14 protein-coding genes are annotated in these 22,404 nt (G+C 42.6%); 9 read left to right on the top strand and 5 right to left on the bottom strand.

Going from position 1 to position 22,404, the window contains the following annotated elements:
• Positions 1-46 precede the first annotated feature (46 nt).
• The gene (locus DUL71_RS14060; RefSeq protein WP_114938715.1) at positions 47-523 is read left to right on the top strand and encodes an organic hydroperoxide resistance protein; all 477 of its coding nucleotides are present in this window, start codon (positions 47-49) and stop codon (positions 521-523) included.
• 93 nt (positions 524-616) lie between these two features.
• Here the strand turns inward: DUL71_RS14060 and DUL71_RS14055 are convergent, their stop codons facing one another.
• From DUL71_RS14055 to DUL71_RS14035, 5 genes are all read right to left on the bottom strand, one after another.
• A complete protein-coding gene (locus DUL71_RS14055; protein ID WP_114938714.1) occupies positions 617-1,297 on the bottom strand; it encodes a metal-dependent hydrolase in 681 nt (226 codons plus the stop codon).
• Positions 1,298-1,325: 28 nt separating this feature from the next.
• Positions 1,326-1,748 carry a hypothetical protein gene (locus tag DUL71_RS14050; RefSeq protein ID WP_114938713.1) on the bottom strand — a complete coding sequence of 141 codons (423 nt, stop codon included), beginning with the start codon at positions 1,746-1,748 and terminating at the stop codon, positions 1,326-1,328.
• Between the two features lie 233 nt (positions 1,749-1,981).
• On the bottom strand, positions 1,982-2,782 hold the full coding sequence (locus DUL71_RS14045; RefSeq protein ID WP_114938712.1) for a DUF1223 domain-containing protein: 801 nt from the start codon (positions 2,780-2,782) through the stop codon (positions 1,982-1,984).
• A gap of 399 nt (positions 2,783-3,181) precedes the next feature.
• On the bottom strand, positions 3,182-3,943 hold the full coding sequence (locus DUL71_RS14040; RefSeq protein ID WP_114938711.1) for a LytR/AlgR family response regulator transcription factor: 762 nt from the start codon (positions 3,941-3,943) through the stop codon (positions 3,182-3,184).
• A complete protein-coding gene (locus tag DUL71_RS14035) occupies positions 3,924-4,946 on the bottom strand; it encodes a sensor histidine kinase (RefSeq protein ID WP_114938710.1) in 1,023 nt (340 codons plus the stop codon). Before DUL71_RS14035 ends, DUL71_RS14040 begins: the two co-directional genes overlap by 20 nt.
• Positions 4,947-5,348: 402 nt before the next feature.
• Between DUL71_RS14035 and DUL71_RS14030 the strand changes: the two genes are divergently transcribed.
• From DUL71_RS14030 to DUL71_RS13995, 8 genes are all read left to right on the top strand, one after another.
• Entirely contained in the window at positions 5,349-5,888 is a 540-nt protein-coding gene (locus DUL71_RS14030) for an RNA polymerase sigma-70 factor (RefSeq protein ID WP_114938709.1), read from the top strand.
• 384 nt (positions 5,889-6,272) lie between these two features.
• Positions 6,273-7,340, top strand: coding sequence for a FecR family protein (locus DUL71_RS14025; protein ID WP_114938708.1), 1,068 nt, complete (start codon positions 6,273-6,275; stop codon positions 7,338-7,340).
• A 193-nt stretch (positions 7,341-7,533) separates the two neighbouring features.
• A complete protein-coding gene (locus tag DUL71_RS14020) occupies positions 7,534-10,905 on the top strand; it encodes a SusC/RagA family TonB-linked outer membrane protein (protein WP_114938707.1) in 3,372 nt (1,123 codons plus the stop codon).
• Between the two features lie 4 nt (positions 10,906-10,909).
• Complete coding sequence (locus tag DUL71_RS14015; RefSeq protein ID WP_114938706.1) at positions 10,910-12,397, top strand: RagB/SusD family nutrient uptake outer membrane protein; 1,488 nt, start codon at positions 10,910-10,912, stop codon at positions 12,395-12,397.
• An 86-nt stretch (positions 12,398-12,483) separates the two neighbouring features.
• Entirely contained in the window at positions 12,484-14,682 is a 2,199-nt protein-coding gene (locus DUL71_RS14010; RefSeq protein ID WP_114938705.1) for an alpha-N-acetylglucosaminidase, read from the top strand.
• 161 nt (positions 14,683-14,843) lie between these two features.
• Entirely contained in the window at positions 14,844-17,801 is a 2,958-nt protein-coding gene (locus DUL71_RS14005) for a beta-galactosidase (protein ID WP_114938704.1), read from the top strand.
• A gap of 9 nt (positions 17,802-17,810) precedes the next feature.
• Positions 17,811-18,938, top strand: coding sequence for an acyltransferase family protein (locus DUL71_RS14000; protein WP_114938703.1), 1,128 nt, complete (start codon positions 17,811-17,813; stop codon positions 18,936-18,938).
• 108 nt (positions 18,939-19,046) lie between these two features.
• Entirely contained in the window at positions 19,047-22,304 is a 3,258-nt protein-coding gene (locus tag DUL71_RS13995) for a GH92 family glycosyl hydrolase (RefSeq protein ID WP_154402400.1), read from the top strand.
• Positions 22,305-22,404 lie beyond the last annotated feature (100 nt).

The following is a 22,404-nucleotide window of genomic DNA, read 5'->3' as shown; positions in this document are numbered from 1 at the left end:
ATCTTTGAGCATACAAAAAACAAAAACTATTTAAATAAATAACACAATGGAAACTATTCAAGAATCAGCTATCAATAAGATCAAGGTTATCGAAGATATCTCAGCTAATAAAATAGATAAAGTATTATATACCGGTAAGGTACACACCGTTGGCGGTCGCGACGGCGGCTCATCTGTTAGTACTGATGGCCAATTGGATATTAAACATTCAACTCCCGGAACTCCAAAACCAGGTACCAACCCAGAACAATTATTCGCGGCCGGCTGGTCAGCATGTTTTGAAGGTGCTATCGGTTTGGCAGCCGCTAAAAAAAGGATCGAACTCCCTGCCGAACTGGCTATTGATGCCGAAGTGGATTTGGGTATTACTACTGGCGCTTACTTTTTACAAGCCCGTTTAAATGTAAGCTTGCCAGGCCTGGATGTGGAAGTAGCCAAAGCATTGGTAGAAGAAGCACACAGGACCTGTCCATATTCTAAATTAACTTACGGTAACATCAACGTTGAAATCAACCTGGTGTAAGCCTCGCCCCCCGGCCCTCTGAAGGGGGAGTTATAAAAAATGCTGGCCTCCATAATCGAGGCCGGCATTTTTTGTATATGGAAAATCGTAGATTTAAATTTCTATGCTTTCACCGATGGCCGGCAAAAAAAGCTTTATGCCTGCTTGCTCAAACTCTTTTACCGCTTCGTCTTTATCTATTTTAATAAAGCCGAAGGTATCGTAATGAACGCCTAAAACCTTATCGGCCTTAACAAGTTTTGCCGCTTCGATGGCATCATCGACACCCATCGTTAGTACATCTCCAATCGGGAAAACCGCGAAATCAAGATCCACCCATTTAGCCACCAATTCCATATCCAGGGTAAGGCCGGTATCGCCGCTGTAATAGAGATTACCGTCATCGGTTTTTAAAGCATAACCACAAGCTACGCCGGCATAAGTGCCATCTGGAAAGCTGGCCGAATGCTGGGCAATGAAGGATTTTGCGGTACCAAAATCAAAGGTCACCTTACCACCTGGGTTTAAAGGATGCACATTTTTAACGCCCTTTTTACTGATATAATCATACACCTCATAAATGCCAACAACCATGGCACCAGTATTATTGGCTATGGTTACTACATCTAAAATATGATCATAATGACCGTGCGATACAAAGATGTAATCGGCTTTAATTTCATCAATGTTGATGTCTTTAGCCAGTTCGTTGCCCGTAATAAAGGGATCAAACAAAATGTGTTTACCCCCGGCAACCACCGAGAAGCATGAGTGACCGTAATAGTTGAGTTTCATTGGTTTGGTTTTTTATCTTATATGATGATTAGTTTAAAAGCGGAGTTAAAGCGTTTAAGACAGGCATTGGTAATAGCTTAAAATGATCGTAGGCTGTGTAGGTAAATTTACCCGTTACATTGTTTATTTTAGGATATAGAAATGTCATCTTTTTAAGCATGATCGTATCTGCCGGAGAATAATCAATGGAAGCACCAGGTTTTTTCGCGAGGCTGAAGGGAAGGGGAGTTTCCGGTTGGTTTGGCTTACTGGTATAAGCACCTGGCATCCTGAAATCAGATGATTGCTGAGCAGGGGCAAAGCGGCCAATTTTAGATGAATAGTTATGCCCGCCGGCCGGCAGGTTTATTTTAAAGGTAAACGCCTGTTCGGTGCAGTTTAATTCATTGGCCTGTGCGTAAGCACCAATACTTAAAAATGTTGTGATGGCAATTAACAGTAATGTTTTCATGATGGTATTTGTTTAAAACAGCACCGGCCCCGTAAAAGGGCCGATGCTGTTGATATTAGATTTAATTATTTTCTGCCGGTTTTTTTCTCTTTTCCGGAACGCAGATCAATTCACAATCCTGAGGGTTGCGCTCGAACGGCGCCCTTGTTAGAAATGATAGTGAGAACAGTGACAGGAAGCCCATTAGTAACCGGCCTTGTTTCAACTTGCTCATGATGTTAAAATTTATGTTATTATATTTTAGCTACAGCGTTGTTTGTCAGGGTTGCTTTAGTGGCGGCTAAAATCTCGCCGTTGGCTTTGTTTTGTATAAAGCCTACCACTTCCCAACCTTGCTGATTAAAATCTTTAGGCAGGCTAATGGTGGTTTCACCTTTTTTTGCCTGGTTTAAGGCAACTGTTTTCAGGTCGCGTACTATTTGGGCGTGCGATAAAGTTCGGCCTTCGTTTTCGCCTTTGGCAACCTTACTAATTGCCGATTTTTGCACGATAGCTATCAGTAACTGTTGGTTATCGGTATTGCCGGAAAGCTCATAATTTACAGCAAGCTTATCGCCGGTTTGTTGCGCTTTTAAAATAATTTGAGCAGTTTGGGCAGTGGTTAACGCGCTGGAAATAGCGGCGCGAAGTACGGGCTCATCTGAACCTACCAATTCGGTTTTACCGTTTACAACAACCTGCGGTGTATAAACCTGCGCGTTTAAATAAGCGCTATATTCCCGCTGACGTTTTGAAAACATGGCATTACTGAATACATCTTTCCAGCCAAGGCTATTCCAGTAGTCAACATGATAGGCCAGTATGTAAACAGGCTTATCCTGAGTTTCTTTTTGGATCCGGGCCAGTAGCTCATCTGCCGGCGGACAGCTTGAACATCCCTCTGAAGTAAACAATTCAACCAAAGCAAAACCTTTACCCGGAGCAGCGGGGCTTACAGTTTTAACAGAATCTATTTTACGGGCGGCATATGCGGCGGTAGCAAGCGCCAGTGCTACAGCACCAACACAAAAGCTTAAAATTTTTAGCGTTTTCATATCTCTCGATTTTTAATTTATATCAAAATTAGCCTCGAAATGACTGGCAAAACAGCATAAAAAAGCCCAACCGGACATATTGCGAGTTCAGTTGGGCATTGTTTGAGTCGAAATTTCTGAGTCGGGAGCTTTAAGTTCTTAGTCCTAAGTCAAATTTTTTTGATACTGAGAAGCTGGTTAAAATCGGTAAACGCTATTCGCTGGCAAATAAAACTTCATTGCCGTTGGTTTTAACCAACGGAGTGATGAGTGGTTATAAGAGGGCTTTAGCCCAAGTCCGCTTGTTTAATTGGGCTAAAGTCAAGATCTTGCAGTTTTGCTTCCGTTGGTTAAAACCAACGGCAATGAATGTCTTGAAGGACTCCTGTGAACTTAAGACTCAAGACTGCCGACTTAGTACTACCTATTCTCAAGCCAGCTTAAAAATACGGGTGCTTTTTCTTTGTTGATAAGTAATTTCTCCGGAGTTGGAATGGTTAGTTTCACAAACAGCTTGCGCATAAAATAATGCTCTACTTCTTTAATCGCACTAAAGTTTACGATGTACTGCCTGTTCAGCCTGAAAAACTGCTCCTGCGACAGTTGTCCGCTGATCTGATCGAGCGATTGGTTAACAACATATTCCTGCTGATCGAAGGTCATGATGGTTGACAGCTCATTGCGGATGTAAAAGAAAGCGATATCATTGGTAGCTATGGTGATGTATTTATTGTTTTTAAATACCAGGAAGCTTTTTTTACCTGCCGGGGGAGTAATCTGCGATAGCAGACTGCTGATATCAGGCGTTGAGCCCTGCTGGAAGAAATTCCGCAGTTCATCTACCTTTTTAAAGGCATCGGCAATATCTGTTTTGGAGAAAGGTTTAAGCACGTAGTCAACACTGTTGGCTTTAAACGCCTCTAACGAATATTCATCAAAAGCGGTGCAGAAAATAATAGGGCATGATACTTTTACCGATTTAAAGATCTCAAAGCACAAACCATCCGAAAGTTGGATATCCATAAAAATAAGATCGGGTTGCCTGTTCTCAGAAAGATAGGCAACCGAACTTTCAACGCTTTGCAGCTTGGTGAGAATTTTTGAGTGCGGCCTTAACTCTAATATGATGTTTTCAAGCGAGCGGGCAGCCTTTAGCTCGTCTTCAATGATGATAATGTTCATGTATAATAGGTAGTTTAACTTTGAATATTCTATCTTCAGCAATGATCTCTATTTGTTTATCAAGCAGGTGATCGTAACGCAGGTTAATATTCTTGAGCCCAACGCCTGTTGATGGTTCTTCAAAGCGTTTGGGTTTAATCTCGTTTTCCATTACAATGGTATCTCCCTCGGTATACAGCTTAATATGCAGGGGATGGTCCAGCGACACCACATTGTGTTTAATACAGTTTTCGATGAGCAATTGCAATGTAAAAGGAGGGATCAGGGTTCCGCGGTATTGATCATCGATCGTGTTGGTAAAGATAAAGCCGTCCTCAAACCGTGCTTTCAGCAAAAAATTGTACGCGTCTACGATATCAAGCTCGTCTGATAAATGAATGAGATCTAACTTACGGCTTTCCAGGGTAAAGCGATAAAAGTTAGAAAGTTTAAGGATGAAATCTACCGAGTGTTGATCGCCGGTTTCAACCATCGCTTTCAGGGTGTTAAGGCTGTTGAACAGGAAATGCGGGTTGATCTGTTGTTTAAGCAATTCGTACTGAGCGCCGAGGTTATCAGCTTTAATACGTTCCAGTTCAACAGTAACCTGCTGATTTTGGTAGTTTTGATATAACAGATTTATCAGCATGTAAAACACAAGGTTAATGAGTATGCCCCTAACCTCAATCATGAGCATTACCGGGCCAAAATTCATGTGCGTTAATATCAGCTGCTGGATATAAGCTAAAGCCAGCATTACACCCATACCTATTACCAATGTGGTAAGCAGCCGGGAGTAGGAGATGCTTTTATTTATTTGTTTATTGCTTGATGGCTTTGGAAGTGTATAGATATTGTAATACCATACAAACAGCGAAAACGCGGCTGTTACCGCCGAATTTACCGCAGCTTCGGCAGGCTTAAAATGGCGTTCGGCTATTTGGGGAACGGAGGCCAGCAGACCAAGAAAAATTGAACTGCTCCATATAATTCCGGGAGAGATTTTAAATGTTGTGTCTTTCATTTATTGCAACGGGTTTGCGGAAATAAAATGGTTGCAGGGCAAATATAAAGTTAATTATGGCCTGTGGGCTAAATCTGCCGTTGTGTTACCAAAGCAGTGTCAAACTTTAATCTGTTTTGACCAAACGCCCCAATTATTTCCGTTTACTGCTAAAATATAACAGGTTTCAAGATTGAAATATGGGTTTATGGTACAAGCGGACATTTTATCGCCTGAAATAGACATATTAAACCGCGAATATTTCTGATGGGTATAGAGCCGGGGAATTGCAAACTACGGTTTGGTCTGATAAACAAATCCGGCTTCTTAAATCAACCTAAAATACTTTTGATGAAGATTTTTTTACTTAAAATTGTACATTATTTCAGTTAACTGTTCTCGTAAAAAGCAAGCCGCTCAACATTGGAGATTAAAGAACTTATAGATTCTATTCATTATAATAATGATGAATCTGCCTTTAATGAACTGTACAAGCTGCTGATCAATAGTCTTAATCAGTTTGCCTGGTCGTTTTTGGGCGATAAAGAAGCTTGCGAGGAAATTATCAACGACCTTTTTGTAAACGTTTGGACTGGACGACACAAGCTCAACAAGATCTCGAATCCGAAAGTTTATTTCTATGTGGCGATAAAAAACGCCTGTCTTAACCATATCCGTAGCAATACCTCGAAAAGAAACCGCGACGCCAAGCTTGCCGAAACCTATTATTTTCATTTGTCGGTAGATCCGTCACAATTGCTCATCAGTAAGGAGCTTGAGGCTGGGGTATTACGAGCAGTAAATAGTTTGCCCCCACGCTGTAAACTCATTTTTAAAATGGTTAAGGAAGATGAGCTTTCCTGTAATGAGGTAGCCGATATTCTGGGCCTCTCTAACAAAACTGTATTTGCGCAACTGGCCATTGCTTTGAAGAAATTAGATGAGGCGCTTGGGAATAAGTAAATCCTTGAATTAAACACAAAGAGCAGAGCGGGAAGAGTACGATTCAATTATCGCTTATGAATGTCTTTATTGTTTTTAATTCCCCGTTAGGGGGTAGCTGTTTGTATCGAAAATCTTTGATTTAAGAATAAAAGAGCAGAGCGGGAAGAGTACGTTTCAATTACCGCTTACGAATGTCTTCATTGTTTTTAATTCGCCGTTAGGGGATACCTGTTTGTAGCAAAAATCAAATTAATAACCTTTTGCCTCTTAGAAGCTACCCTCTCGGCTTGTTAGGAAGCAAATTGAAAAATGTTGGAATTAATTGCCCCTCAAAAAATATTTTAATTTCTTTTAGGAAAAACCTGGGTGAGCTGTGTCCTTAACGCAGAACACCGTATTACTATGAGCAAATCCAGGTTTATTGAGTTAATGGCCAAAAGTATGGGCAAAACTGCCAATGCTGAAGAGTTGGCCGAACTCGACATGTTTCTTGAACAATTTCCCGACTATAAAAAAACATATCAGGTTACCAATGCATTAAAAGGAAATGGTGCCGGGTCGGCAGAAACAAAGCCGGAAGAGGTTAACAGCAACCTGGAGGAGATCTGGAACAGGATCAAAAGCTCAAATGAAAATACAGCGAATGATACTAAAGTAAAACCAATGTTCAGGTGGCAATGGGTTGCTGCAGCTGTATTGGTACTTGTTGCAGCGGGAGCTTTGTTTTACAAGAAAACAGAGCAGCAGGATAGCCTGACCGCCGAAAATATATTACATGAAATTCATGTGCCTTACGGTAAAACTGAGAAGTTGAAACTGCCGGACGGAACACAGGTAACGCTGAACGCCGGGAGCACTTTTTCATATCCCGAGGCTTTTGAAAAAAACAGCAGGGATGTAAGTCTTACCGGCGAAGGCTTTTTTGAAGTAACCAAAAACGCGAAGAAACCATTTCTGGTACATACGGCTAAGCTTGTTGTAAAGGTTTTGGGAACGGTGTTTAATGTTAAGGCCTATAACAACGATAAAACGGTTGAAACTACGCTGTTAAAAGGTAAGGTGCAGGTTGAACTAAAAAACAATCCCGAAAAAAGGATAATCCTGTTGCCTAATGAAAAGCTGATTGTTATTAATAACAGGGAGCCTAAAAGCGCGAAGCCTAAAGAGAGTAAAATTGAATACCAGGTAACCGAGTTACCGGATGTTAAACCCGATGAGGTAAAAGAAACCGCATGGGTTGATAACAGGATCCTGTTCACCAATGAGGCCTTTGAAGATGTGGCTGTACAAATTGAGCGCAAATACAACGTGCAGGTTGTATTTGAAAATCAAAAGCTGCGTACCGAGCAGATAAGCGGTTTGCTTGATAAAGAGTCGTTACAGGAAGCTTTGGGCATTATTGAATTGACAACGCCATTCAAATTCAGGATAGAGGGGCAAACCGTTTACCTGTCAAAAAAAGAGAAATAGAAATCAAATAAACTAACTAACCACTAACCAACAGCTTATGATATTGAAAACTTACTTATCAGATTCCTAAAATATCCTCAAACAAAAAGGGAAGAGCTGCCACTCCTCCCCGCAAACAAATAGGATTTTATTAACGGAGTAAGCTATTGTAATACAGCGCTTACTCCATCCATTTATTTTCAAAACAAATGTAATGAAAAAAACAAGAAGGGTGTTTCCGCTTCGTGGCGCGCCCGTATGTCTCAAAGTTATTTTGCTGATGAAAGCAGTATTTTTATTGGTCCTGGTTACCTGTGTGCAAGTTTCTGCAAAAGTATATTCACAGCAGAAATTTACGCTTAGCCTGAAACAGGCAGAGGTAAGCAGTATCCTTACCAAAATTCAAAAACAAAGCGATTACCGCTTCTTCTACAACTATGCCTCTATCAAAAAGTTGGGTAAGGTTGATCTTGATGTAAAAGACGCTACCATTGATGAACTGCTTGCCGTTATTATTGATGATAAGCTTGCTTACAAGATGAATGAAGATCATGTGGTGATCATTGCTAATCATGAGGAAGCCAAAAGCCTGGCCATTGTAAAAGGAAAAGTTGTTGATGCCAAAGGTGAGCCGCTTATTGGCGTGAACATCCGCTTACAAGGTACTAACCAGGGTACCACCACCGATGTAAATGGTAATTTCAGTATTGATGCACCAGTTAACGGTGTATTGGAAATATCCTATATTGGGTATGAAAAAAAGGTTGTTACTATAACCGGAAGCCAAACTTTAAATATTACCCTGGCTGCATTGCCATCTGCTTTAACCGAGGTTGTTGTTGTTGGTTACGGTACCACTAAAAAAATAGATGTTACCGGCGCTGTAGCCAGCGTAAAAGGCAGTGATATCCAAAACCTTCCGGTAGCTTCGGCGGCCCAGGCATTGGATGGACGTGCAAGCGGTGTAAGCATTGTTCGTAATGATGGCTCACCGGGCGCGGCGCCAAGCATCAGGATCCGTGGTACCGGTACTGTTAACGATGCCAATCCACTGATTGTAATTGATGGTGTACCTACCAGTAACCCTGACGCGTTAAGTGATATTAACCCTAATGATATTGCCAGCGTTGACATTTTGAAAGATGCGTCCTCAAGTGCTATTTACGGTACCCGTGCTGCAAACGGCGTAGTTTTGGTAACCACAAAAAGAGGCACCTATAATCAAAAGCTTGCAACGGCATTTAATTTCTACAGTGGTTTTTCAAACACAACTAAATACCTTAACCTGTTAACTGCGCCGCAGCTTTATCAGCTAAAAAGAGAGCGTTATACCAATGATGGTGTTGCTATTGACGCGCCATGGGATGATAATTATTATGCTACTCAAAGAACAGATTGGCAAAGGGCCATCATGGGTACCGGGCATGTAACCAATGGCGATGTTAGTATCCAGGGTGGTAATGATGCTTCAAACTACTACTTTTCAAGCTCTATTTATAACGAAGATGGTATTATCGATAAAACCAACTTCAAACGATACAGTACACGTATCAACTCTGAGCATAAGATAACCTCATGGCTAAAGCTTGGAGAGAACGTTCAGCTAACCTATGGAAATAATAATGGCTTTGATAACAATAACTCACAAACGGGTTTGATTTTTTCGGCCCTTCGTTTTAATCCGGCTATACCGTTGGTTAACCCTGACGGTACTTATGGTACGTCAAAAGCGTTTGCAAACCAGTTAGGTGATATCAACAGTCCTTACGCCACAATTCAAATGGCCGACAGGTACACGAAAAAATATAGGGCTTTAGCCAACGCTTTTGCTGAAATTACCTTTTTAAAAGAGCTGAAGTTAAGGGTTAACTACGCTTTTGACGGTACGCTTATTCGTAACTACAATTTTAGTATAGCAGATAACAACCAGGCAAGGCCTAATCCTAATTCCACTTTAACTCAATCTGAAGAAGAGGTTTCGTCTCAGTTGCTTGAGTCGTTTCTTACTTACGACAAGGTGTTTGGTAAAAGCCACGTAACCTTTACCGGTGGCTATTCATACCAAAACTTTAAAGATTATGGATTTAACGCGCAAAGGGTAGGTTATGACGATACCGATCCTGATCAGCGTGTTCTGAACCAGGGTAACGGGCAGTTCAATTCAAATATTCTTCCTCAGCCATCTTCATTGCAATCGGGCTTTGCAAGGTTGTTTTATGATTTTGACAGCCGGTACTTGGCAACTGTTACCTTCCGTGCAGACGGTTCATCAAAATTTGCTCCGGGCAAGCAATGGGGATATTTCCCGGCATTCTCTTTAGGCTGGAGAATCACGAGCGAAAAATTCATGAAGAATATCACCTGGATCAACAACTTAAAACTAACCGGCGGTTATGGCGAATTGGGTAACCAAAATGTATTGCCTTTTCAGTATTTGAGTTTGATAAAAATTGGCAGCACATATGAAAACGGCGGTTATGCCTTTGGCGGTACCGGAGTAAGCGGCGCGGCTGTTACCAGTATTGCAAACCCCGATATAACCTGGGAGCGTACTGCTATGACTAACATTACCCTTGATGCAGGTTTCCTGAATAACCAGTTAAACACAACCCTTACCTATTTTAATAAGAATACCAAGGACATGCTGATATCACCTCCGGTGGTAGGTTCGGCCGGTTCGGTAGCTATTCCTAACCAAAATATCGGTACAATGAATAACAAAGGCGTTGAGGTTGAAGTTAATTATCAGGGTGGAAATGATAAATTGAAGTATTCTTTCGGTGCCAACGCGTCTTTCATCAAAAACAAAGTAACCAAGCTTAACGGTGAAGGCACTTTTATAGGCTCAACGGTTTACGGGCGTTCAAGCCAGGAAATTTCAAGAACTTATGAAGGGCAACCGATAGCTTCTTTTTATGGCTGGAAAACAAATGGCCTTTATCAAACCCAGGCCGAAATTGATAACGATCCTGCCTTAAAAAATGACTCAAGAAAAGCCAATATCAAACCTGGTGACGTTCGCTTCCTTGATTTAAACGGCGACGGGCTAATTGATGGTAATGACCGCACAAATCTGGGTAATCCAAACCCTAATGCTACGGTAGGATTACAGGGTAGTGTTTCTTATAAAGGCTTTGATTTTTCGGCAAACTTTACCGGTGTATTTGGCGTGAGCTTGTATAATGCCGACAGGATGCAGGGTATCGACCCAACTTATCCGTTTAACCTTTATGCTGAAGACCTTAACCGCTGGACCGGGCCGGGTACAAGCAACTCTATCCCTCGTATGTCTTTAGACCGTGCTAATGATAATTACCGTACATCAGACTTGTTTGTAGAAAGCGGAAATTATGTGGCACTTAAAAATGCCACTTTGGGTTATACCATACCTGCAAGCTGGGCTAAAAAGGCAACACTAAAAAGCGTAAGATTATATGCATCGGGCCAAAACTTATTTTTTATAACCAACTATAAAGGATATACGCCTGAGCTTGGTTATACTAACGGCAACCTGCAGCGTGGGGTTGACGTGGCCCAATACCCTACGGTACGTGTAATTACATTCGGTATAACTGCTAAACTTTAAAATCATGAAATCGAAAATCACAATATATATGGTTATGGGACTTGCGTTACTTAACAGCGCATGTAAAAAAGCACTTGACCTTAAACAACAAGGGGTTTATACCTCGGCAAATTATTTCAGGAACGAAGTTGATGCCGTAAACGCGGTTTCCGGTATCTATAGTCTTTTAGAAGAAGAGGATTATGTTGGCCACGCGGAAGCGACATTTGATGTCCCATCTGATGACTACTGGCGTTCAGGCGATCATAGCGAGGACGAGGGTATTGAAAATTTAACCTACGATGCTTCAAATGCGGCTATCAGGTATCCATGGAAATGGAGGTATGAAACCATTAACCGTGCAACCAATTGTATCATCAACATCCCGAAGATTACAGCGATATCTGCCGATGTTAAAAACCGAAGCATGGGTGAAGCCTATTTTTTACGCGCGTTTGGTTACTGGCGTTTGATGATCATTCATGGTGATGTACCTATCATTACCGAAGATGATTACTCTAAACAAACCTTTAATGTTCCGAAATCTCCAATTGAAGAAGTGCGCAAGCAAATCGAGTCTGATTTATTGAAAGCAGTGGATCTGCTACCTGAAAGTTATGGTACTGCAGATCGTGGCCGTGTGAGCAAGGGGACCGCGTTAGGTTTGTTAACAAAGCTTTACATGTATTGGGAAAAACTGCCTGAAGCCATTGCAACCGGCCAAAAAGTAGTGTCTAATCCGGCATATGCGCTTGCGGCTAACTATCAGGATAATTTTACCCGCGCAAACGAAAGCAGTAAAGAAATACTGTTTTCTATCCAGGCTGTACAAACCGTGGTGCAAAATGACTTTACAGTTTATTACATTCCAAGACCATGGGGCGGCTACGGATTTAGCCAGCCATTACAAGGGCTTGCCAATGAGTTTGAGGCTAATGACCCTCGTAAACAAGCCACGCTTTTATCCGTTGGTGATGTAATTGATATCGGCTTAGTTAGCACCCGTCAAACAGTATTCACTGCTGATTTGTCGGCAACAGGTTATGCGTTCCGTAAATATGCCGTATTCAACCCGCCAAATGGACAAAACGATGGCGGTGTTGACCACACCTTCGCTGTACCGCTGATGCGTTCTGCTGATATTTATTTGTTAGTTGCCGAAGCTTTGATCCGTACGCAAGGAGCAGGAGCAGGTGACGCTTTGATTAACCAGATCAGGCACAGGGCTTCTCCGTTGTTGAAACCAGTTTCAGGAGCAGGAATGAAGGAATTAATCCACGAGCGCCGTGTTGAGCTTGCTGGTGAAGATCAGCGCCACCAGGATCTGATGCGTTGGGACAAAGCTAAAATTGTGGATATAGCGGCCATTTATAACCTTGCTGTATCTAAAGCTCCGCTTGATCAAAACAAAACGGTAACCTTTGTTCGCCCTAAAAACTATTACTTCCCAATCCCTCAGGTTGAGATTGATAAGAGTAAAGGCGTATTAGTACAGAACCCTAATTTTAACTAATAATATCCTCATACCGGCGACGGGAGACGATCTTCTGTTGCCGGTATTTATTTCGGCAAATCGTCGGCGTTTAATTTATCTATTGAATGAGAAAGTGTTTACTTGTTGTAGCTGCTATTATTGCATTAGGCTTTAAAGCTAATGCCCAGGTTGATCAGAAAGCCTCTTATGATTTTATTGAAAGGGTAATACCCGGCAAGAGTAATTTATTTACTGTTGAGGCTATCCCGCAACAGAACGGTAAAGATGCATTTGAGCTGGAAAGCCGTAATGGTAAAATTGTGCTCAGGGGCAACAATGGCCTGTCAATAGCATCGGCATTAAACTACTATCTTAAAAATTATTGCTTTTGCGATATCGGCTGGAATGGCACTAACCTTAATTTGCCTGCTACCTTACCAGCAGTTAAGGGCCTTATCCATAAAACTACGCCTTATCAATACCGCTACTATTTAAATTATTGTACTTTTAACTATACCATGGCCTGGTGGGACTGGGCCCGCTGGCAAAAAGAAATTGACTGGATGGCTCTTAATGGCATTAATATGCCGCTGGCTATAACCGGCGAAGAAGCCGTTTGGCAAACCGTTTACAAAGACATGGGTTTTACCGATAAACAACTGGATGAGTTTTTTAGCGGCCCTGCTTACTTTTCATGGTTTTGGATGGGAAACATTGACGCCTGGGGTGGCCCGCTGCCGCAACATTGGATGGACTCGCACAAAGCATTACAAAAAAAGATCCTGGAGCGTGAACGCTCTTTTGGGATGACGCCTGTTCTGTCGTCATTTACCGGCCACGTGCCACCATCATTTAAAGATAAATTCCCCGGTGCTAAGGTTAAAAGAACCAACTGGGATGCCGGTTTTCCCGATGTATTTATACTTGACCCCGACGATCCGATGTTTGAAACCATCGGTAAAAAATATATAGAAGCACAAACCAAAGAGTTTGGTACCGATCATCTGTACTCGGCCGATACTTTTAATGAAAACGTGCCACCGACTAATGATTCCACCTATCTGGATGGCATGAGCAAAAAGGTGTTCAACTCCATGGCTGCCGCCGATCCCAAAGCAATATGGGTAATGCAAGGCTGGATGTTCCACTACAACAACAAATTCTGGCAACCGCAACAGATCAAGGCCTTGCTTAACGCGGTGCCAAATGAACAAATGATTGTGCTTGACCTGTACAGCGATGCCCATCCGGTTTGGAACCGTACCGAGGCTTATTATGGTAAGCCATGGATCTGGAGTATGCTGCAAAACTTTGGTGGTAACATCAGCCTGTTTGGCCGTATGCGCCATGTTGCCGCCGATCCGGCTATAGCCCTGCACGATCCCGAATCAAAAAATATGCGCGGTATTGGTGTTACACCCGAGGGCATTGAGCAAAACCCAGCCTTATTTGCCTTGATGCTGGAAAACGTATGGCGGGATACGCCAATTGATGCCGATGCCTGGGTTGCTAACTATGCTCAACGCCGCTACGGGCAGGTTAATACCCAGGCCGGTGAAGCATGGCATATCCTCCTAAATTCGGTGTATTCGGGTGGTTTAACTGAAGGCGGACCAGAATCGATCATCGTAGCAAGGCCGACATTGAAAAAATATATAGACAGGGTACTTACCAAATTGGATTATCACCCGATGCAACTGGTTAAAGCCTGGACATTATTGATTAATGCTGCCGATAGTCTGAAACAAAGCGACGGCTTTCAGTATGATCTGGTTGATGTAACCCGCCAGGTATTAGCCAACTATGCAAGTCCGCTGCAGCAGAAAATGGCACAGGCTTATCAAAATAAAGATCAGCAGCAATTTAAACTATACAGCAGCCAGTTCCTGGAACTGATGGATGACATGGATGCCCTGCTAAGTACCCGTAAAGATTTCCTGTTAGGTAAATGGATTAACGAAGCACGGGCAAATGGTGTAACTGATAAAGAGAAAAATCTGTACGAATTTAACGCCCGCGACCTGGTTACCCTTTGGGGCGATAAGGAAAGCGGCTTAAGAGAGTATTCAAACCGTCAATGGGCAGGTTTAATCAAAGGCTATTACAAGCCACGCTGGGCAATGTATTTCAGTCAGCTTGATAAATCACTATCGGCCAAAACCGACTTTAATGCCGAAGCTTTTGACAAACAGGTAAAAGACTGGGAATGGCAATGGGTAAATAAGCATGACAATGCCTATACTGACGCTGCTAAAGGCGATCCGATTGAAAAAGCGAAACAACTGTTTGCAAAGTATAATGCGGTGATTTTGGGGGCACGCTAAGAAACATGTTAAAAAATCACATAAGAGTATAATAAAAATCGTCATTGCGAGGAACGAAGCAATCGCGAACTGTACAGAACGGCCCGGCTAATCGGGGATTGCTTCGTACCTCGCAATGACGCCTTTTTTAGTTTTACTGAACTACAGGATTGTAAAAAATCATGAGACTACGCTACACTATATTAACATCCATTTTACTAATAACCGGTTTTACTGCAGCGCACAGCCAGGGATCTAACGATCATATTTTCCCGGCTTCTGCAATTGCCAAACCTTTTATTGATTTTGACAGTAAAGGCTTTTTGGTAAACGGTAAACGTACGTTCATAGCGTCGGCCGGGTTGGAGTATGCCCGTATCCCGCACGAACTTTGGTACGATAGATTGCTGAAGATTAAACGGGCAGGTTTTAACTGTATCGAGATCTATACCATATGGAATTTTCATGAAGAGAAGGAAGGCAAATTCAACTTCAGTGGTGACCGTGATTTGGGTAAATTCCTGGATATTGTAAAGCAACTTGGCCTATATGCTATTGTGCGTGTTGGCCCATATTACTGTGCCGAGTGGGATAACGGCGGCTACCCGATATGGCTTAAGTTTAAAAAAGGCCTGAGGGTACGGGAGGACAATAAGCCTTTTGAGCAATATGTAGATCGCTTTTTTGATCATCTTTTGCCGGTAGTATTCCAAAGGCAAATCAATAAAGGCGGCGCTGTGATATTGGTTCAGTTGGAGAACGAGCATCCCAACGGTTGGGGAACTATAATGCCCGATGGTTATTTTAAACATCTGCAGGCAAAAGCTTTGAATATGGGTATGCAGGTGCCATATTTCTTCAGCGGATTACACCATGCCAGCGACCCGGCCGGCGATGGAAAACTCGATGATGATAAACGGCCAAATCCATGGTTCTCTACCGAGTTTTGGGCTGTTTGGTATTCGCAATACGGAGCTAAGCCGGGTGATGCAGAGCTTTATGACAGGCGTACCTGGAAAATTATCGCTCATGGAGGTAACGGTTATAATTACTACATGGCACACGGCGGTTCAAACTTTGGCTATACCAATAATGATGAGGATGCCGCTTCGTACGATTATGGCACAGGTATCGGTCAGGCGGGTGATTTACGGCCTATCTATTATACCTTTAAACGTGCCGCCTGGTTTTCGCGTAGTTTTCAGGATGTATTGGAGAATAGTACCAATGCGTCGGACAATTATAAAGGCATCGCGGCTGATACTGCTATAAAAGTATCCGCCCGCACAAGTCCAGCTGGTGATCTAATATTCCTGGATAATCCGGGGATAGCTAAAGTAAGTACATCATTAAATATCAAAGGCAGCGAAGATCTGTTTGCAGGTAAAAAGATCAGCCTGCAGTCAAAAGAGATCTATCCTTTAGTACATAATTATAAGCTTAATGAAGATATTACTCTTGATTGGGCGCTTACCCGTGTATTTGCTGTTGTTAAACAGGTTAACACTACAACGATTGTTGTTGATGCCGAAGCCGGCGATCCGCTGTTGCTTCGTTTCAATACTAAAGTCAAAGCATCATCTGCATCGGCTTCAGTAAATGTTAACAATAATAGCGTGTTGATTAACGAACAAATGCCGGCTACTCCCGATAAGCCAGTTGAATGTACTTTTAACGCAGGTTCACAAACCATCAGGGTTTTAGCCATGAACCGGGCATTGACCGATAAAACATGGATCACTGAAACGGACGGCAAAAACTACATTATCACGGGGCTGAATTATGTTGGTGATGCATCTATAAAAAATGAGCAGTTTAAATTAACCACGGAGACTCCTTTGGCGCAAAATGCAGTTCAGAAAGCGATACTATATACTGATAGTAAAGGGATTGCTTTCAGCATTGATGGGCAAAAGAGTAACCAACAGCAAACTATCAGCCTATCTAACTGGCAATTTAAAACCGCGGCTATAAACGCTGCAACCAATGTTAATACAAGCGGCTGGCTCAAATCAACCGATCCGCAACCTATGGGTGCGGACGCTGATGTAACCGCTGATGCCTGGTACAGGACTACGCTAAATATCCCATCCAACGGAAAATATACCTTACAAGTAAAAGGCGGTGGCAGGGGACAAGCCTTTATTGATGGTAAACCTGCCGCAAAATGGAAACTGAACGATAATGAGTTAACTCTTAATCTAACAAAAGGAAAGCATACATTAGCTGTTTTCGCGGCACATGACGGGCGCGACAAACTGGCTGCCTACCTTGGTCCGATAGATGAGGTGGATAGCAAAGGCCTTTTTGGCAAAGCGTTTATCAAAAAGGGAGGGCCGTTTATTTCTGAACTTGCCGACTGGTATTTTGCTAAGGCCAGCAAAAAAGACGATGTAAAACAAGGTCCGCCAGCATTTGATACATCGGTATACAAAAAGTATAAAATAGGTAATGACGTTTTTAACCTGAAAGAAGGTTACGCCTGGTTTCATACAGTCATTCCGCAACAACCTGCAGGTACCGCTAAAATACAGGTGCTGTTTAAAAGTGTTGATGAAAACGCTACTGTATTTATCAATGGGAAACAGGTTATACATCACGATGGATGGAACCAGCCTTTTGAAGTTAATATTACCGATGCCGAAATATTAAAACATCCGGTTGATCTTACGGTCTTTATCGAGAATTATTCAAACGAAGGTGGTATCGATCAGCCTGTAAAAATCAACGCTATCGGTGATGCCACAGCGGTAACCAACTGGCAACTGAAGGGTGGCCCCGGCGACGCGCTGGCTGCTCAGGGTTGGACAAAGGCCGATGCTGCTAAACAAATGAAAAACGCGCCGGTCTTTTATCGTACAACATTCAGTTTACCAGCATCAAATGGAAATACCTTCATCTGGCGTTTTGACCCTGAAGGTTTAGGCCATGGCTCTGTTTGGGTTAACGGTCATAACCTGGGCCGGTACCCTGAAAAACTGGATATGAAAAGCCTTTATATCCCCGAATGCTGGCTTAAACCGGGCTTAAACCAGGTTGTGGTTTATGACGAAGATGGTGATAGTATCAATAAAACACGGATCGTGGCCGAAGAAGCCGCGGGCCGGTCAATTAAAGAATATTCAATACCCCTTAATTAATAACAGCACATGGCTACAACAACCGAAAGATTTACCGCACTTGATGTTTTCCGTGGTATGACCATTTGCTTCATGATCATCGTTAATGCCCCCGGTTCGGGGGCAAACGTATGGTCGCCGCTTGATCATGCACCCTGGATTGGTTTTACACCTACCGATCTGGTTTTCCCGTCGTTCCTGTTCGCTGTAGGTAACGCGCTTAGTTTTTCTAAAAAGAAGTTTGAAACTGATGCTGCTTTTATAGGCAAGATATTTAAACGCACAGTCATTATTTTCCTGCTGGGCTACCTGATGTATTGGTTCCCGTTTTTCCATCGTGAGGCAGGTAGCTGGGTGTTTAATCCTTTAAATCATACCCGTATCATGGGGGTGTTACAACGTATAGCGTTGTGTTACTTTTTTGGTGCTTTGATAGTTCATTATTGCTCACAACGAACTGCTATTATTATATCCATTGCGCTTTTATTGGGTTATTGGGCTTTCCTGATATTTTGCGGCGAACCGGGCAAAGAGTATACCATGCTGGGCAACGCCGGCACACGCTTGGATATATCGATTTTAGGTAATGATCATTTGTATCACGACAAGGGCGGCCCGATAGCTTTTGACCCTGAAGGCTTACTCAGCACTATGACAGCCATTGTGAACGTAATAGGCGGCTTCCTGGCCGGAGCGTTCATTCAGCGTAAAGGGAAAAATTACGAGTCAGTAGCACGCTTATTCATGTGCGGAGTTTTGCTGATTGCCGTTTCCTTATTCTGGGCGCAGTTTTTCCCTGTAGCCAAAAAACTATGGACAAGCTCGTTCACGCTGTTGACAATCGGTATCGACCTTTTACTGTTAGGTTTCATGGTATTTGCCATCGAAATAAAAAAGATCAAAAGCAGCACAAACTTCTTCCTGGTTTTTGGACGAAATTCATTAGCCATATACCTGTTATCTGAGTTGTTGCTTACCGTTTTTCAAACCATTTGGGTAAAACCACAGCTAAGCTTTTACGATTGGATAAACCAGGTATTTTATCAAAAGATATTCCCCGGCGCATTTGGTACATTGGTATTTGCACTTTGTTATATGATGCTTTGTTGGCTGGTGGCCTGGGTGCTTGATAAAAAGAAGATTTATATAAAAATATAGTTATGCTCGTAGAGACGCATCACATGCGTCTCCAACCAACCAAGTCAACGTCATATTATCGGATGCAGAAGACGCATGTGATGCGTCTCTACAAAAATCATAATTAAATTGAATAGATCATTCCGTATCATTTTCGTCTTAGTCTCTATACTATTGGGCACCAACCTCCATGCCCAACAAACAAACCATCTGCATTATGTTGATCCCTTTGTTGGTACAACGGTAAGCAATGTGCTTACTAAATGGGGTAACAATGGCGGCTGTTATCCCGGTGCGGTTGCGCCGTCAGGTAGCGTACAACTAAGTCCGGAAACGAGGGTTACAGGAGCAAGGGGATATAATTATACCGACAGTTCAATTTATTATTTCAGTTGCCTTGGGCATATGAGCGGCTTTCCCGAAGGATCATCGGGGCATCTTTTTGTCATGCCATTTAGTGGTAAGGGAAGTCTTGAACCGGGTAAGTCAAGCCTGCGTTTTTCGCACAAGAATGAAACCGCTGCTCCGGGTTATTACAAGGTAAGATTTGATGATCAACTGATCACGGCCGAAGCAACGGCCACTACAAGAACAGGCTTGTTTCGTTTTACCTTCAGCGGGGGTGATAACCCGCAAATTTTTGTTGGAAACGCAGGCGAAATTCAGGCTGTATCAAATAAAGTTGTCCAGGCTTCGGGAGCTAACGTTGTTATAAACTTTAGCGAAGCATACACTTACAAGAAAGAAGTTAAAGACGGCTGGTTATTTGGCTTTCCCAAAACCCAGGGGGGCGCAACAGTGATTACTTTGCAGTTAAGTAAATCAACGGCTGGTTATTCCGGTGCGCAGCACAATATTGATCAGGAAATCGGTGGTCTTAGCTTTGAAGAGGTACGCGCGAAAACCAGCAAGGAGTGGGCTAAGCTATTATCCGTCGTCGATATAACTGACGACAGTAAGCAAAATAAAAAAGTGTTTTACACCGCGCTTTATCATTCGCTTTTGTTGCCATGGGTAATTGATGATGCTGATGGTAATTATCGTGGTAATGATGGTGAGATCCATCAAAAGGCCGGGCAAAACCAATACGGCGGATTTTCTCCCTGGGATACATTCCGGTCGCTGCATCCTTTGCTTACCTTACTTTATCCGCAAAAGCAGCAGGATGTGATCCTGTCTATGCTGGATGTTTACAAACAAAGCAGGCACCTGCCAACCGAAAGTATGACGGGCAATCACGCCACCCCAATTATCGTCGATTCCTATTTAAAAGGTATCACCGGTTTTGATAAGGCACTTGCTTATCAGGCGATGAAGAAAGATTTGGTGGATGGGCCGTTTGTGCAATCGGATATGGAAGTATATCATGAAAAAGGCTATGTTCCCTTTACCCGGCCGGAATCGGTTACCCGTACGGTTGAATATGCTTATGATGATTGGGCCTTGTCGCAATTTGCTAATCAAGTGATGGGGGATAAACGAACTTTTGAATTATCGTCCGGCAGAGGTTTTAATTATCGCAATCTCTTGAATAAAGATGAATTGTTTATGCTTCCGCGAAACGGCGGCGAGTTTAAACTGCAGCCGGGTACATCGGGGTATAAAGAGGGCGATAAATGGGTGTATTCATACTTTGTTCCGCAAAACGGAAAAGATCTCATCAATATGATGGGCGGTAATGTACAGTTTGTTTCCCGACTGGATTCGGCCCTGAGCAATAATGTTATCCTATTTGATAACGAAACGGTGTTTCATCTGCCTTACCTGTTTAACCAGGCCGGTAAACCACGGCTAACACAAAAATGGGTAAGGGATATCATGCTAAACAGGTTCAGTGCTACACCCGGCGGGTTACCTGGCAATGACGACCTTGGTTCAACATCCAGCTGGTATGTTTTTAGCGCAATGGGTATTTATCCTGTATGCCCGGGCAGGCCGCTTTATGCTATCGGCACTCCATTGTTCAAATCTGTAGCGCTTCATTTACCAAACGGTAAACAATTTGTCATTAGTAGTAATAATTCATCAGCTAAAAACAACTATGTGCAATCGTTGCAGGTGAATGGTAAAGCATGGCAGCAATTAATCCTGCCACATTCGGTACTGGCCAATGGGGGATCAATGAATTTTGATATGGGTAGGGAGCCCGCGAACTGGCCTGCAAGTAAAGATCCTATTGAGCTATCGGCCACGCAAAAAAATACGGCTTTCAGCATCGTTAGCTATTCGGTGTATAAAAACAGTGTAACTCCGGATGAGCCACTTGTTGTGAGTTTTAAGCTGAAGAATACAGGCAGCAGCGGAATCAAGACTGTAAAGTTATTGGTTAACGGAGTACCTTATGGCTACAAAGATTGCCTGGTTGAAACGGGGCAGACTGTTCAGGATTCTATCAATTTCAGGCTTTATCCCGTTGGAAAAACAATGTTGAAACTGGATAACGTGGCTCCGTTTACGGTTAATGTAAATCTGCCCGAAAAACCGCAGAAAGCTGTGTGCAGAATACTTGCACTGGAAGTAAAACCGATGATCAAACTAAATGACACCCAGGAAATAAAATATACCATAAAAAATATCGGTGGGCTTGAACGCGGTTTCAAAATCCCGGTCAAATTGAATGACCTTATCGTTTTTACCGATAGCATTAAACTTAAAGCAGGCGAAGTCAAAACTATCGCTCATAATATCAAGGCATTGACAAAAGGCTTTAATCGCCTGGTAGTTTATGATCATCCACAGGTAAGGTATAAGGTTTATGAAAACGCTATGGAATCGCTGTTGCTTGATTTTGCATCGATATCCTTCAGGAAAATGGTAACCGATAGCTCAGGTTTTCGTAATGATGGGTACATTATTTCAGCTTTGCTAGATAGTAAAGACAAATTACTTTTTGGCGATAGCACTTATGTAGAGGTTCCGAACGCTCCTGTTTTAGACAGGATGGGCGAAACTATTAGTATGATGGGCTGGGTATACCCAATGGAAAAAGAGAAAGGTTTGACAGATATTATCACCAAGGGCGATAACCACGTTTTGCAGATGACCGATAGTAAAACGCTTACTTTTTTTGCAGGCGGATGGGGCCGAGGCGACTGCACGGTAAACCTGCCTGCCGACTGGCAGCAGCACTGGCATCATATAGCCGGTGTATGTACCGGCAAAAAGCTTTATGTTTATATTGATGGTGTATTAGTCGGCACTTCTGAATTAGATGTAACCGCAGATCTTTCTGTAAATAATAAATGGACACTGGGCCGAAATGAGGAGTTTCCGTCTGAGCGGGTGTTTCATGGTTATATCAACAAGGTGAAGGTTTTCAGGGATGCTTTATCAGCAGATGATATCAGCAGCATTGTATCTTCAGAAAATGCATCGATTATGCAATAGCGAAATATTGCTGAAAAAAATATCGGGCATATTCCAAATATGATCTGAAAAATTAGAGATTTGCCAAGCCTGTTTAAACAAGCCTAAAAATCTATCTGAA

The organism is Mucilaginibacter endophyticus (assembly GCF_003351025.1).
Classification (GTDB): domain Bacteria; phylum Bacteroidota; class Bacteroidia; order Sphingobacteriales; family Sphingobacteriaceae; genus Mucilaginibacter; species Mucilaginibacter endophyticus.
Note: the sequence above shows the minus strand (reverse complement) of the source record. Positions and strands in the feature narration are given on the sequence as shown.